Annotated in this window: 13 protein-coding genes and 2 pseudogenes; 4 read left to right on the plus strand and 11 right to left on the minus strand. The window is 43.7% G+C overall.

From position 1 onward, the window contains the following. Nucleotides 1–94 precede the first annotated feature (94 nt). On the plus strand, nt 95–724 hold the full coding sequence (locus HI950_RS30075) for a TetR/AcrR family transcriptional regulator (protein ID WP_169089637.1): 630 nt from the start codon (nt 95–97) through the stop codon (nt 722–724). Then, nucleotides 721–1695, plus strand: coding sequence for an alpha/beta hydrolase (locus tag HI950_RS30080; RefSeq protein ID WP_169089639.1), 975 nt, complete (start codon nt 721–723; stop codon nt 1693–1695). The genes HI950_RS30075 and HI950_RS30080 overlap by 4 nt, the downstream gene beginning before the upstream one ends. A gap of 126 nt (nt 1696–1821) precedes the next feature. On the opposite strand, the gene HI950_RS30085 is transcribed toward HI950_RS30080, so the two are convergent. From HI950_RS30085 to HI950_RS30115, 7 genes and pseudogenes are all read right to left on the minus strand, one after another. Further along, complete coding sequence (locus HI950_RS30085) at nt 1822–2067, minus strand: hypothetical protein (protein WP_169089641.1); 246 nt, start codon at nt 2065–2067, stop codon at nt 1822–1824. Between the two features lie 232 nt (nt 2068–2299). Next, nucleotides 2300–3289 carry a phosphotransferase enzyme family protein gene (locus HI950_RS30090; protein ID WP_169089643.1) on the minus strand — a complete coding sequence of 330 codons (990 nt, stop codon included), beginning with the start codon at nt 3287–3289 and terminating at the stop codon, nt 2300–2302. A 323-nt stretch (nt 3290–3612) separates the two neighbouring features. Further along, a complete protein-coding gene (locus HI950_RS30095) occupies nt 3613–4047 on the minus strand; it encodes a DUF6526 family protein (RefSeq protein ID WP_169089645.1) in 435 nt (144 codons plus the stop codon). Nucleotides 4048–4741: 694 nt separating this feature from the next. Beyond that, nucleotides 4742–5038, minus strand: a complete 297-nt coding sequence (locus HI950_RS30100; protein WP_169089707.1) for a RidA family protein — start codon at nt 5036–5038, stop codon at nt 4742–4744. Nucleotides 5039–5461: 423 nt separating this feature from the next. Beyond that, a pseudogene (locus tag HI950_RS30105) lies at nt 5462–6401 on the minus strand (alpha/beta hydrolase). A gap of 22 nt (nt 6402–6423) precedes the next feature. After that, nucleotides 6424–7485: an LLM class flavin-dependent oxidoreductase gene (locus HI950_RS30110; RefSeq protein ID WP_169089647.1), complete on the minus strand. Its 1062-nt coding sequence runs from the start codon at nt 7483–7485 to the stop codon at nt 6424–6426. Between the two features lie 177 nt (nt 7486–7662). After that, nucleotides 7663–8832: an MFS transporter gene (locus HI950_RS30115; RefSeq protein WP_223285611.1), complete on the minus strand. Its 1170-nt coding sequence runs from the start codon at nt 8830–8832 to the stop codon at nt 7663–7665. 401 nt (nt 8833–9233) lie between these two features. Between HI950_RS30115 and HI950_RS30120 the strand changes: the two genes are divergently transcribed. Together HI950_RS30120 and HI950_RS37310 are read left to right on the plus strand one after the other, a co-directional pair. Beyond that, nucleotides 9234–9815, plus strand: coding sequence for a TetR/AcrR family transcriptional regulator (locus HI950_RS30120; protein WP_169089651.1), 582 nt, complete (start codon nt 9234–9236; stop codon nt 9813–9815). Between the two features lie 512 nt (nt 9816–10327). Further along, nucleotides 10328–10534 carry a YczF family membrane protein gene (locus tag HI950_RS37310; protein WP_486187811.1) on the plus strand — a complete coding sequence of 69 codons (207 nt, stop codon included), beginning with the start codon at nt 10328–10330 and terminating at the stop codon, nt 10532–10534. Nucleotides 10535–10551: 17 nt separating this feature from the next. On the opposite strand, the gene HI950_RS30125 is transcribed toward HI950_RS37310, so the two are convergent. From HI950_RS30125 to HI950_RS30145, 4 genes and pseudogenes are all read right to left on the minus strand, one after another. Then, nucleotides 10552–11538: a GerAB/ArcD/ProY family transporter gene (locus HI950_RS30125; protein ID WP_169089708.1), complete on the minus strand. Its 987-nt coding sequence runs from the start codon at nt 11536–11538 to the stop codon at nt 10552–10554. Beyond that, nucleotides 11505–11669 (minus strand): hypothetical protein, encoded by a 165-nt coding sequence (locus tag HI950_RS30130; protein WP_169089653.1) that lies wholly within the window; start codon nt 11667–11669, stop codon nt 11505–11507. The genes HI950_RS30125 and HI950_RS30130 overlap by 34 nt, the downstream gene beginning before the upstream one ends. 5 nt (nt 11670–11674) lie before the next feature. Beyond that, nucleotides 11675–12874, minus strand: a pseudogene (locus HI950_RS30135) (Ger(x)C family spore germination protein). Between the two features lie 7 nt (nt 12875–12881). Further along, nucleotides 12882–13889 carry a spore germination protein gene (locus HI950_RS30145; protein ID WP_317618476.1) on the minus strand — a complete coding sequence of 336 codons (1008 nt, stop codon included), beginning with the start codon at nt 13887–13889 and terminating at the stop codon, nt 12882–12884. Nucleotides 13890–14241: the final 352 nt, after the last annotated feature.

The raw sequence follows: 14241 nt of genomic DNA on the forward strand, positions 1-14241 counted from the left end.
GGTCTTGCTTTAAGTCGCAATTTAAGATACATTATTAATTAATTGATCATTTATTTAATTAATAAAAGTTTAGTTTAAAGAGAGGGGAATACATTTGGCTAGACCCGTCAATGAAGAAAAAAGACTGGAGCGGCGTAAACGTATCCTAAAAGAAGCGGTTATCCTGTTTGCAGAAAGTGGATATTCTAATACTACAACGGCCATCATTGCGGAGAGGGTGGGCGTGACTCCTGGAACCATTTTTCAATATTTCCCTAGCAAAGAAGCTTTATACTACGCCGCCGTCCTTGAGCCGCTTGCTGATATTCAGGTGAAATCGCTTGCTTGTCTTCAACAAGAGGGGACGCCGGGCGTATTGATTAAGAACATGGTGAAAGAACAATTCAACGATATCTACTTCTATACCAATGAATTGCGGCTTGCCCAATCTGTTTTAGGACAACGAACGAGATTTCCTGAACTTACACAGAAGGTCCTTGAAAGTATAAAGGTAATGACAGATGAGATCGAATTCGTCTATGCCAAGGGGCAGCTAATGGGTGAGTTCGACAAAAGCTTTTCTCCAGCAATGATCTCTCGCAGCTACATCTCTTTTTTAAATGGAGTGGGCTTAACTCTTGGAGAAAGTATTATTCATCATCCCGAGTGGGAAAATTTGAAGGCGCATGCTTTTTATTTGTTCGCACCCATACTACCTAAAGAAAAACTGGAGGAGTCTGAATGAGTCAAACATCATTACAACCCGATCTGACATTTAACGTGCGTGTGAAAAAACGGAAGAAAATTTTATGGAGCCTAGGGATCGTGCTTTTGCTTGTGATGGCTCTTGTATTTTTTATATCTTATAAAGTAGTAGACACTTTGTTGCACTATCCTAGAGACACTAATGTCAGCTACGAATTGAATATCGATAAAACTCCCTACGAAGAGGTCGAGTTCAAAAGTTTGAAAAATGATAATACGATTAGAGGCTCATTCTTTCCTGCAAGTGATCTTTCAGGTGAAGCAAGTAATAAGACGATTATTGTCGTCCATGGATATACGAGCAATCGTTTAGTTAAAGGGCGGACTCCAAAGTTAGTAGAGCATTTCGTTCCGAAAGGCTACAATGTATTGGCATTTGACCTCAGCTCGCAAGGTAAATCCGATGGTGATTTGATTACATTGGGCCTCAATGAAAAATACGATTTGCTAGGAGCTGTAAGCTATTTAAAATCCAGAGACCATACGGGTGATAGCATTGGAGTTATCGGCTTTTCAATGGGTGCTGCTACTTCTTTGCTAGCCGCAAGTGAAAGTGATGACATCAAAGTCGTAATTGCAGATAGCCCTTTTCGTAATGCTGGTTTATTTCTGAGAGAGGGTTTGCCCTTCTTTTCAGGTTTACCTGCATTTCCATTCGGTTATACTTCGACATGGATGGCAAATTGGGCCTTTGAGGTTGATCTTGATTCCATATCTCCTATGGATGCGGTAAAAAAGATGCAAGACAAGCCCGTTATGCTCATTCATGGCACTGGAGATCAGCAAATTAGTTATAAAAATACTGAAGTTATTTACGAGTCCTTAAAAGATAACCCAAGTGCAGAAGTATGGTACCCGCAAAATACAGAGCACATCGATGCCATCAACCATTACCCCGCTGAATATTTCCAAAGAGTAGATCGCTTTATGGATGAGTATGTAGGGAAATAAATTACCTTTAATTATGCAGAAGCAAAAGCAAGGTAAAGACTCCTCAAAAAATTGAGCATATCTGTACCTCGCTTTCATAAAGGGGACTTTTTCAGTGGCCTCTATATTGGAGGGCTTTTTTAAATGTCATATTAATTCTGCCGTACTCGTTAAATAGATTGAACAAGTGGTTGTAATGGGGCTAATTTCACCTTGCCGGCTGCTGCATCTAGCAGCATTGATTTTTTTTCGGTAGTTAGGTGAGGTGCTTTTTGTTGCTATTGATTCTATCTTATCGGATCCTTTAGCTTGAAATTCAAATTTATGATTTTTATCAAAACGGTATTTATCTACCATCTTCTCAAATAAGTTATCTATTTTTTCAATCGGCATTCCTGGTGTGCGCATGAGTGCTGTTTTGAGTGATTCATCCGCTATTGGATGAACTCCCCCATCTAATGAACCTCCAAATCATACATGAGCATTGCTTTTTAAGATTCGAGGGAGATGATAAATCTCCCTTTTTTCATTTAAATCTCTGTTCAAGTTCAACGTAAATAGCCTGCTACCACCACGCAAACCTGCCCTTTACCCGCTAGTTCAATGAAATCTTCCATTTAAGGTGTCAAAACTCGTCAATCAATGAAATTCCTTTTGTAATCCGCATTCGACTATCTTGCAAAAAATTGCGTGTCCAATCGTCTGGTTGACTTAAATCCCAGCTCCGGTGCATACCGACGAATACGATAATTTCTCGTAATCTTAGAAAGAGCCCAAGTTGTTCCTTCCAGCCATCAGGCATTTGACGGCCATCCTCTGTATAGCCTTGCTCGAAATGTTTAGTGAAAAGTTCATACTGCACCTTTCGTTCGGACTTCGAATCTTCCCCGAATACATATAACAAGTAATATAGCTGGATGGCAATGTCTTCGATAAACCAACTGTACTGGCATTCGTCGAAGTCGAAGAGCGTTATTTCCCCAGATTCATCAACTGTAAAATTGCCAACATTGATATCCCCATGAATTAAACCGAAATTATCAGCAGTAATAGGCAGGCTAGCCAACTGTGATTTAAGTTTATCAAGGGCAAGAAGAATTGGTTGTTGCTCTGACGGTATATAATTTCTGGCCCGTAAAAGGTATTCATTACTCTCCCACGTATGTCTTTTAGCCGTAGGTTTGTACTGCTTAGTAAGATCATGGAGAAGGCCTGTCATGCGTCCGCATTGTTCATAAAGTATGGAATTACCTAGGCATTCTGGGTATCCAATTTTTCTACCGGGTGCATGTCTGAAGGAGGTCACGTAGAAATCAATCATATTACCTTGAATTCGTTCCATGTCCTTTCCATCAACCGACGATATCGAATTTGAGACCGACAAACCATTCTCAGAAAGATAACGAATCCATTCTATTTCAGCTGCAAGTCCGTCCCACGTGCGAAGAGTGCTCGGGGTAAAACGGAGAATGTATTTCAATTCATCGCGATTGTAGGAATAAATAAAGTTCTGAAAGCCTCCAATGAAAGTCAGCTCCTTTGGGCTGACGCCAAACAGCGTAGCACCTTCTATGGCATGTTCGTCCAGGAACATTGATTTTATTTTTGGGTCCATGGGTTCTCCTTGGTAATTGAGTCGTGATTGAACAATCTAATGAACTTTTCCCAAACTCCTTTTATTACCTCAATTTAATAAAATGAATGCCTGGTGACATGTGAAAGCCTCACTTTCGAGAAATCTTTATTCCATAGCAATCATACTAATCCAGCTTTTTACAGTCAACGAAAATTGGTTGAACCATTAAGTTAACCTGCCCGTTATCGTAACGAAGGGCTACCTCGCGGCAGCCCTTTCGGTGTTCAACTATCGTTTCCATTAGCTTAATAAAAGTAAAATAAATGGGTTCTATGGATACTTTCGTACACTGTTGGATATTATTAAATCCGCATCGTGTCGGGGCGCCAATCTTCAATCGCCGAACGGATGGCAATCGGGCTCATTCGCTCGATCGCAGCTCGGTCGCATAGAGCCGGAAATTTATCATCAGTCGCGTAACGCAAGGCGATAATCTGGGATATCGAAATCCTCGGGTCCAGCGTTCGCCCGGTCAGCCGGTAATGTCGGAAGTTCTCCTCCATCCGGATGATGCGGTCCTGTGTCTTTGTTGCGTATATGCGGATGAGCGCAACAGCGAAGACGAGACATACCGCTAGAATGAAAAGTAACCAGTCCAGGCGCTCTAGCTCCCCCTGGCCTAGACCCCCGAACAGCTCGATGGACGAGAGTACGAGAACAACAATCGCCAACGGCGCCGCAACATAGTGATAGGACCAGTCCAGTCGCCGAAATCCGCTTCTTTTTTCGTTATCCATCCCAAAACCTCCTTATATTCCCCATAGTTGTTGAGCATGCTCTTGCCCATCACTTCAACGCCTATACTCTGGATGGGTTCAGCAGAATCTCAAGACTTATTGGCATTTCCGCACAGCCCTTGGTGCTCTCGCATCTTTCCATTTCCATTACTTATCTCAAAAATTCCATCCTTAATACCCAAAAGTTCTCTATACTACAGTAAGATATTTCACATTCAAAGACATTATAACAGAAACGATTTCCTATTTTATTGCTATCTTTGAAAACCCATATGCTATTAAGCTTTGCTGCCAGTTAGCTGAATATGCTGCCGAATTCGGTAGCATGTTGTCATTGCACTATCGTTCCCATTAGCTTAACGGCATCCTGATTTGACGCCTACTTCAATAAAAAAGGGAACAGGCACCCGTGGCAGTCTGCTCCCTGGTTATCTTTATTCCCCATTACTTTGTTTTATCCGTAACCTTTTCATGGCCTTGTTACCTTCTTGGTCAACAGATTCTTGATAGATGTCAGCGTAAGTTTTTGAATCTTTGATTAGATCGTCGTTAATTTTTGATGATACGAACTCCCTTTTTTCCCAGAACTTCCGTGGTTCCTTGCGCCCCGCGTCGTTGAGGCGTTTGCTCTGACACGGATTTTACGTTTTCAACTCTCCTGCCCGTTAGCGTGATTCTCACTTAAATGTTTTATTTACGAAAGATGAGCTATTGCATCAATTTGCACCATGAATCCCATATTGGCTGGTGCAATTGTTCTTGCGGGATACGGTTGCGAAAAATATTCTTTATAGATTTCATTAAAGGGATCAAAGTCTGCACCTTCCCCTAAGAAAACAGTTACTTTTACCGCGTCTGATAATTTTGCTCCAGAAGCTTCCAAAACAGCTTTTAAGTTATCAAGAGCTCTTCTTGCTTGAACATCAAGTGTTGTTCCAACATTCTTTCCTGTTAGCCTGAGAGTATGGCATGCCTCCTGGTTGTTGTGCATCACTTGTGAAAATAACTTCTTTCAAGTTCAACCCTCCCGAAAATAAATCTACAACCACTATTTTACATTCCACAATTAAGATGAATTCTCCTCTATACTGCCCGTTAGCTTAATGACAAGAAAAATACTGAATTGCATGATCGACGCAACGAAAAAGAGAGCCAACAGTTTGGCTCTCAATAATGACTACTTAATAAACCTAGCATCAAACAACCCAATTACAGACTCTTTGAAATTGCATTTGTCGTACCATTCAATTGGAAAGATATTTTTTTTACGTTCTTCACATCGATATTAAGATCATCTGGGAATCACCTGCAACAAGTTTATTTTCTAATACTTTAGAATCATCCAAATAAACTGTAAAAAAAGGAGCTATCTCCCAAGTCGTCTCAGACCTATAGAGACAGCCCCTTTAATTATTTAAGGATCAAGCGCTCTCGTAATCGCATCCACATAGTTTTGACTGGCGCGCTGACTCACTTCCGCTTCCGGAACGAACACTTCAAAGCAGTGGTAGCAGCCGGGATACAGATGAAATTCGACGTCTACGCCCGCTAGCGCAAGGCGCGTCACATATTCGATCGTCTCATCTCGGAACAGATCGAGCTGGCCTACGCACGTATACGTCGGCGGTAGCCCCGCCAAGTTTTCCGCTCTCGACGGCACCGCATATGGGGATACCGCGCTGGCGTCGTTACCCTCAGCCAAGTACATGCTCCAAGCCTCCAAATTGTTCTTCCGGTTCCAGGTTGCGTTATCGGCCGAAATTTCATGGCTCGACGCCGTAATATTGCGATTGTCAATCATCGGATACAGCGGCATCTGGAAGATGAGAGCTGGTCCGCCTTTATCGCGAGCCATTAAAGCAAGCGCTGCCGTCAGACCACCGCCCCCGCTTGCACCGGCAATCGCGATCCGATCCAAGTCGACGCCCAGCAGCTCAGCTTCGTCCGTCATCCATGTTAATCCGGCATAACAGTCATCGATTGCAGCTGGGTAGGGGTGCTCGGGAGCAAGTCGATAATCAACCGATACGACGACGCATTTAGCTGCCAGCACAAATCCGTTCACACAAAGAGTCGTCCATATCAGGATGCCCCATCACATAGCCACCCCCGTGAATCCACAGCATGGCCGGAAGCTTAGCGCCTGTTCGCTGGGCAGGTTCGTAGATTTTGACCAATATCTCGCCTGCTACGCTCGGAATCATCCGGCTTGTCGTGCGTACGTCAACCGACTTTTTGGTAGGAAGATTCGACAAATAGCTTCTGCTCAGTTCTAAATTTTCCTCCAGTTGAAAACCGGGAAATTGTGCTAATGTCGACCTTAATTCTGGTAACACTCGACTTTCAAAATCCATTCGAATCACTCCTTTATTTGAATTATGATCCTATCTCCGTCTCAGCTTCCCACTTGGTTATTTCCTCCCGAACTCGGGGCGCTACCTCTGTTCCCAGCAGCTCAATGGCTCTCATCACCTCGGCATGCGGCATCGTACTTAACGGAACATACAGCATAAAGCGTGTAACGCCTACATTTTTGCGAAGGTGAATAATCTTCTTGGCAACAGTCTCGGGATCGCCGACATACAGGGCACCTTCAAAGCTGCGCGCGGCATCGTAGCTAGAACGATCATAATGCGCCCAGCCCCGCTCCTTGCCTAATCTATTCATACCTGCCATGGTAGAAGGGAAAAATGTATCTGCGGCTCGTTCAGTATTCTCTCCAACAAATCCTATCGAGTGCGACCCAACCTTAAGCCGCGATTCGTCATGACCAGCGTGCGCTGCTGCTCTCTTATAAAGCTGCACGAGCGGTGCAAAATCCGTCGGTTTTCCACCAATTATCGCCAGCATCAGTGGCAGTCCTAACAGACCCGCACGGATGGCAGATTCCTGTCTGCCCCCGCTGCCAATCCATATCGGTAAAGAATTCTGAACGGGCCGTGGATACACACCCAAATTGTTAATCGCTGGCCGATGCCCGCCCTTCCAAGTTACTTTTTCGGAACCCCGTATTTTAAGGAGCAATTCCAAATGTTCTTCAAAAAGCTCAGCATAGTCATTCAAGTCATAGCCAAACAGAGGAAAGGATTCAATAAAGGAACCCCGGCCCGCTATAATCTCCGCACGTCCATTTGAAATGCCATCCAGCGTAGCAAAATCCTGAAAAACGCGCACCGGATCAGATGAAGAAAGCACCGTCACAGCACTGGTCAGCCGAATCCGTTTCGTCTGTGATGCAGCTGCAGACAGTACAAGTGCCGGTGAAGATGCCGCATAATCCTCCCGATGATGCTCACCTACTCCAAACACATCAAGTCCCACTTGATCGGCAAGGACAATTTCCTCTACCACTTCACGCAACCGCTGTGCGTGACTAATCACTTCACCAGTCTGAACATCCGGCTTTGTATCTACAAACGAAGTAATACCTATCTCCACGGGCAATCTCCCCTATTTCAAAAAAATATTTATCCGGCAACAGCTTTGAAATCAAAAAAATGATTTAATACTATATATCTTTAATTCGAATTATTAGCCGATTCTTTTCAAGCGGGTTGATATGTAACTCCGATTCATGATGCTGAATCTGAATCTGATTATCATAAGACAGAAGCTTTATTTTAATACGGCAGCCGTAGCGCGGCTGGTCATTGCCCAAAATAGAAGAGCTAAAGCACTGACAACGGCCCCAAGCAAGCATACTCCGTCCCAGCCATAGTGTGCATATATATGGGTAGAAGTAATTGAACCGGTAGCACTGCCGATAGAATAGAAAACCATGTACCCGGCGGTGAGCCGACTACGCGCCTCCGCACGCAATGCGAAGATCATACTTTGATTAGTGACATGCACGGCCTGCACCGCCAAGTCAAGAAGAACAATACCTATGACCAATGCGAACAACGACTGTTCTATATAGCTGATTAGCAACCATGATATTAACAATAGGATCAAAGCGAGGCCTGTCGTTCTTTGTCCGTAACCTCGATCGGCTAGCTTCCCCGCTCGTGCTGCAGCTAACGCTCCGGCCACTCCTGCGAGACCAAATGCCCCAATTGCAGTGTGGGAAAGAGATAATGGCGACGCGCTAAGAGGCAGTACTAATGAAGTCCACAAAATACTGAAATCCGCAAAAATCAGCAGAGCCAAAATAGAGCGGATGCGTAATATTCGTTCTTGTGAGAACAACAAAAACACCGACCTAATCAGGTGGGGATAAGACAGTGATTTTACCCCACGCTCAACATTTGGCAATACCCTAAATAATGCACAAACCATAAGAAGCATCAACGCTGCAGAGACCAGATAGACGGAACGCCAACCCGCAAGATCTGTTAATATTCCTGAAATGGTTCGCGCAAGAAGTATGCCGATGACAATTCCGCTTGTTACTATACCAACGACACGTCCTCGTTCGGCAGGGGCAGCCATTGTCGCCGCGAATGCTACAAGTGTCTGCGTCACAACGGCAAGCAGTCCCACCAAAGCCATACCTGCAAATAGTACTGTGCTGGAGGAAGCAGTTCCAACTATAACCAGAGCTATCAAGGAGAATGAAATCTGACCGATAATCAATCGGCGCTGGTTCAGTAAATCTCCAAGAGGCACCAACAGCAGCAGTCCCAATGCATAAAAAATTTGAGTGATTGTAATGAGAATGCCTATGATTGAATAGTCAATAGCAAACTCCCTCGACAGATTATCGAGCAGTGGTTGTGCGAAGTAGATATTGGCAACAGACATCCCGCAGACAACCGCAAACAATAGTGTCACATACCGAGGCATTGAAGAAACATGAACGGAATCAGATGCGATAATCGTTCCCGGTGACGAATTCGCCTTTATACCAGCATTAACTTCTACTTTTGCTTTAGCCTCCTTCATTTTGTACACATCCTATTTCTTTTATTTTTTAATACCGAAAATATCATACTGTTCAGTATAATATAATTCCCAGTAAATATAACTCTTAGAAATGACTGCTGTCAATAGAAATATTAATTTCACACCGTTAAGTCTTATACTTGATCTTACCTTGTTAGGATTAACCAACCTACAATTGACAATATAAACGGATGAATATAAAATAATAACATATCATTTAGTACAAAAAATCCGCTAATTTGCATATGATCAGAATCATTGCGCTATTAAGAAAAAACCAAGAGTGACGAGAGGTATTGATTATGGGACGAATCCGCGAATTTAACGAAGAAAAAGTATTAGATGCAGCTATGCAACTATTTTGGGAGAAGGGATATGAAGCTACCTCATTAAGCGATTTAACTTCCAGAATGGGAATTCAACGACCCAGTATATACTCAGCTTTTGGAGGCAAAGAAGAATTGTTTGAAGCCGCGCTGCGCAAATACACGATGTCCCGTGCTTCTCTTACCCGAACCAAACTTCAAAGCAATCCATCTGTAAAAGAAGCATTTCGCACTTTTTTTGAAGGTGTGGTAGATGAAGAATATACACGAAGTCCTAAAAAAGGATGTTTTTGCATCAATACAATGGTCGAACTTGCGCCTCATGATGAAAAATTTGAAATTCTTACAAGGGAGCATCAGATGTACCTATCGGTCATATTTGAAGAAACCATTCAGCGAGGTATACAATCAGGTGAGCTAGAGGCCGATACAAACGCGAAGGCATTATCACAGGCGCTAATCGTATCGTTAATTGGACTAACCGTAATAATGAAATCTCGTCCCAAGCGATCATTTGTTGATAATACGATAAAAGTGACACTTACATTGCTTAAGTGATTCGAAATGTGCCCAGGAAATTATGTACAAGGTGAATAAAGCATTAGAATTATAATATCGTCAGACTTCGTAGAATAAGTATTAGACTGACCACAATAAAAGAAACAGCGGCAGCCATAGGCGAGAAAATAAAGTCTGATATGCTCCCCTTGCGGTAGACAGGTGAAATAATAAAACCTGCAAATTGTAAGGGGGGCTTTTTTATGACTAGAGGAAAATATAATGCTTTGGAGAAACTCACAGTTCTCTAAGAAGTATCAATGGGGGAAATTGGCTTTCTGGCCGCAGCGAAGAATTATGGGATTAATAAAACGACTCTGATAAGCCTATTCGGCTTGTCTGTCTATTATTATGACGCAGTTCATATGTGTGGAGAACGAACTTTCTTTATGAACTTAGCCATGAATGAAATCGATTACTAACTATCATAATAATTCCAAGGCGCCGAACAGCTTCTGCGTTGATATTATCGGATAAGTGATGGGAGGTAAAGGTCGAACATGAGAATATTTATGATTTCTCTTATGTTATTTATCCTTAGTGTTTGCTTTGTTATAGCCATGGATCTGATATTCCTCCAAATACCATTGCAGGTAGCGCTTGATAATCTCATTGTTCCTTTCAGATCCATGATGAATGAGGAAGTCTTAATCATGTTCCTTCTCTTCCTCTATCTTATAACCAAGCCGGTTGTTATTTATTTTAAAAATAAAAAGTAGCCGTCAAGCTGCCCGCTTTATGTCTTAGATCCGAGCCGTTTGCGTACCACTGCCGTTACCAATAAAAAGGTTGGCAAAAGGACTCCAAAGAACAGAAAAACGGTAACCAATAATATGTCACCTTCTTCGATTTGCTCTACAAAACTGCTGGAGATCATCATAGACATGATTATAATGATCACCCCAACGGGAAGAACGAGCTTCCGATAGTCTTTGGTTCGAGTTAAATCTGCGGCTGCTATTACACCGGCATAAAAAAAGATTGCGACTTTAAAAAAATCGCCGATGATGAGCGTTAGAACGACAAATACGTCGAGCCGTTGAATCATTTCGCCGATATTGATCAAACGAATTGTGGACAACAGCGGAAAGGTGGACCGATCGGCGATTTCAATCCCAAGAGCGGCCATATTCAACGCAGTGGAAAAGCTGAGTACAATTCCGCTGATCAACACAGCGGCGAACCCTGCAGAAATCCCCTTTTGCCGATGATTCAAATAAGGCAGAAGCATTGTGAAACAAATGACTTCTTCGTGAGGGAACTCGATCGTTTGTTTAAAGGTTGTTTGTATGACGGGGCCCAAGCCATTCCCCAAAACCGGAAGCAACCGGTTAATATCGATAACTCCGGAAGCAAACAAGAGGAGGAGGCTGATCGGCCCCAATATCGCCAAAATGAACAAGAAAATTTGGGCCGTTCTGGCCAGCACTTCAATCCCTTTATTCAGGACGTACACGATGGATAAGACCATAACGACAGAAACCACAATCAGAGGTGTTTGATCCATCACCGAGCTGATAATCAGAGCGCTCCCCTCGCGCAAATCTCTAGCCGCACCATGGATGAAGAAAAGAGTGTATAACAAACCCAAGGGCCACCCAATCCATTTTCCCAATATCGCTCTTATGTATCCGGTGAGCGGAAGCTCCGGGTATAAACGGTAAAGCGAAACATAAACCCAAAAAATGGCTAACCCGCCTGCAGTCCCCAGCAGAATAGCCAGCCATGCACTTTTCCCGCCGACATGGCCAGAACTCGCAAAATGGCGGTTCCCATATCAAACAGCACGATTAATGTGAATAATTGTCCTGGGCTGATTCTCGCTTTTTCCATTTTATCCACCACCATTTCCATGCACACTATTTCTTTATTTCGAATAAATACGGCTTCGATATCATGTTGGTGCGTCGGATTGTCGATTCGACGTTTACCTCCACCTTGCATGTCGCAAAAATCCCTTCCCATTCCTTCTCCATCTTCTTCCAGGCCCTCGGATTCGACCGTTCCACAGCTGCTCCAAATCCGATAACATCGGTCTTCAGCTTTTGTGCTGCTTTGACGGCAGCCATCACATCATGCACGGTCTCTTCGTCCAACTGTTTTTCTAGCTTTCGAATTTCCTCCGATTTGCTAAGATCAATCGGGCACAACGCTTCTCCAACCGTTGCGATCTCTTGAATATTAATGCGAATGATTGGTTGTTCGCCCTGAACCTTAGCCTTAATTTTGGTGTTGGAGCGGAGAATTTCAACCGCAATAGCATCCTTTTTCGTTTCGCAATCGAGATTGACAATCGTGCCTTTCATTTTATTATTTATCCATGAAATCCCCCGTGCCCGATCATCTTTCACCCAGCCTACCAATTTTCCTTTTTTAAAGAGAGCCATTCCGCTAGTATATAAATCGGTATGGAGTTCAGTCTGCTCCACATTTGAGATTTCATCGCCGGTTTCGATTTTTCCAATGTGCTTTATTCCGCTGATAACAGGACCTCCACCTTTGGTCAGCAGCCCGTGAATAACATCATCCATCTCGACTTCATAACTTTCTGCCAATACTCTTCCCGATATTTTCAATTTTCCGAGAATGGCATTGGCAGGAATGGCCTCAACTGCCGTGACGGTCTTCAGTATCGTCACCGCATCGGTATTTCTTGCGATAATAACTCTCGTTGTCATACGTGGTTCAGGATCCCGTTCCATAAAATCGAATACCTCTTCGATCCCTTCTCTAGCTAGTTCCTCCCCGATAACAAATATTCACATATGCTGTGCGTTTATTCGTCGAGGTACTTTTTGCGATGCTTTCCGGATTGCTTCAAACAAGGTCTTGCCCTTACCGGAGAAAACATTAACCGGTATCTGGCCGGATGATTTAATGCCGGAAATATCCCGGGCATTCACAACCTGGAACGAGAAGCGGTACTCGCCCGGTCCCGCTTTATCCGCTCCCATGGCGAGGGCAATGGCGAGCTCGTTCATCTCGCGGTAATTCCAGCAGCCGGCCAGAGGAAGCATACATAGAATCATAAGAGCAAGGAAACCCATCTTAAGTGTCATGTTGTACCTAGCCTTCCGATGTTTGATCGTTTTTACTGGATGATGGGGTTACGTCCTTCTTTGCGGTCTCCGACATCCGGCCCTTCAAACCCGGGCGTGTTGCAGGTGTTTTGAACGGTGACCGCCATATGGCATCCTTCTGATGCTTGAGACCAAATGGAGCGAACGGCGAAAGATAAGGAATCCCGAAAGACCGTAAACTGGTCAGGTGTGCGACAAGCAGAATTGAGCATATAAAAATCCCGTAAAATCCCAATGTAGTAGCTGCAATCATCATAGGAAACCGAATTAACCTAGCTGAAGTGGAGAGAGTAAAGCCAGGCATGGTAAAGCTGGCAATCCCCGTAAAAGAAACGACGATTACCATCATCGCCGTCACGATGCCTGCTTCGACTGCGGCTTGCCCGAGCACGATAGCTCCTACAGTTGAGACCGCTTGACCGATCGCCCGTGGCATTCGGGTGCCGGCCTCCCGCATAATTTCAAATGCAGCCTCCATCAGAAAAGCTTCAAAAAAAACGGGGAAAGGGACCCCTTCGCGCTGAGCTAATAAATTGATAGCCAAAGGCGTCGGAATCATTTCGTGATGGTGGGTAGCCACTGCGATGTACATGGACGGCAGCAGCATAACCACAAAAAAACCGAAGTAGCGGATCAGCCGCATGAATACGGTAAATTCAACCCGCTGGTAGTAATCCTCCGCAGCTTTAAAAAATTGTGAAAAAGTGGTTGGCAAAATCAGAGCGTTAGGCGTGCCGTCAACTAACACCGCGATTCGTCCTTCCAACAAATTGCCGGCCACTACATCCGGCCGTTCCGTATTGTACACAATTGGAAACGGTGTGTACGTCAGATCCTGAATCAAATCCTCGACGTAACCCGATTCCAAGATCGCGTCGATACGAATATCCTTCAAGCGCTTTCTCAATTCATCAACAAGGCGGTCTTCCACAATGTCCTTGAGGTACATAATGGAGACAGTGGTCTGCGAGATATTTTCTCCCGAAATTCCAATTTATGATTCCTGATCCTATGATAACTTTGCTTTTTAGGACGTATTACAAACGTGCAAAGTCTATAGATTACTATATAGAAAGGTGCTCATCTGTAGATTGAAAATAAAGCTTAAAATAAATAACAAAAACCCAACCTCACGAGGTCGGGTTTTTCATGGTATTGGTGGAGGCGAGGGGGGTCGCCCCCCTTTAAATACAGAATATTTTCTCACTACATTCTCACTACTAAGACATTAGTTTTAACTTCAGATGCTTCAAGAGCAGCGACTAGCAATTTTTCTTATTGACCCTTTCATTAACGAAGTTCACCTGAAGTTCATTAACCCCGTTAATTTTAACACATATTGGAAC

The sequence above is a fragment of the Paenibacillus sp. PL91 genome (assembly GCF_012935325.2).
GTDB lineage: Bacteria > Bacillota > Bacilli > Paenibacillales > Paenibacillaceae > Pristimantibacillus.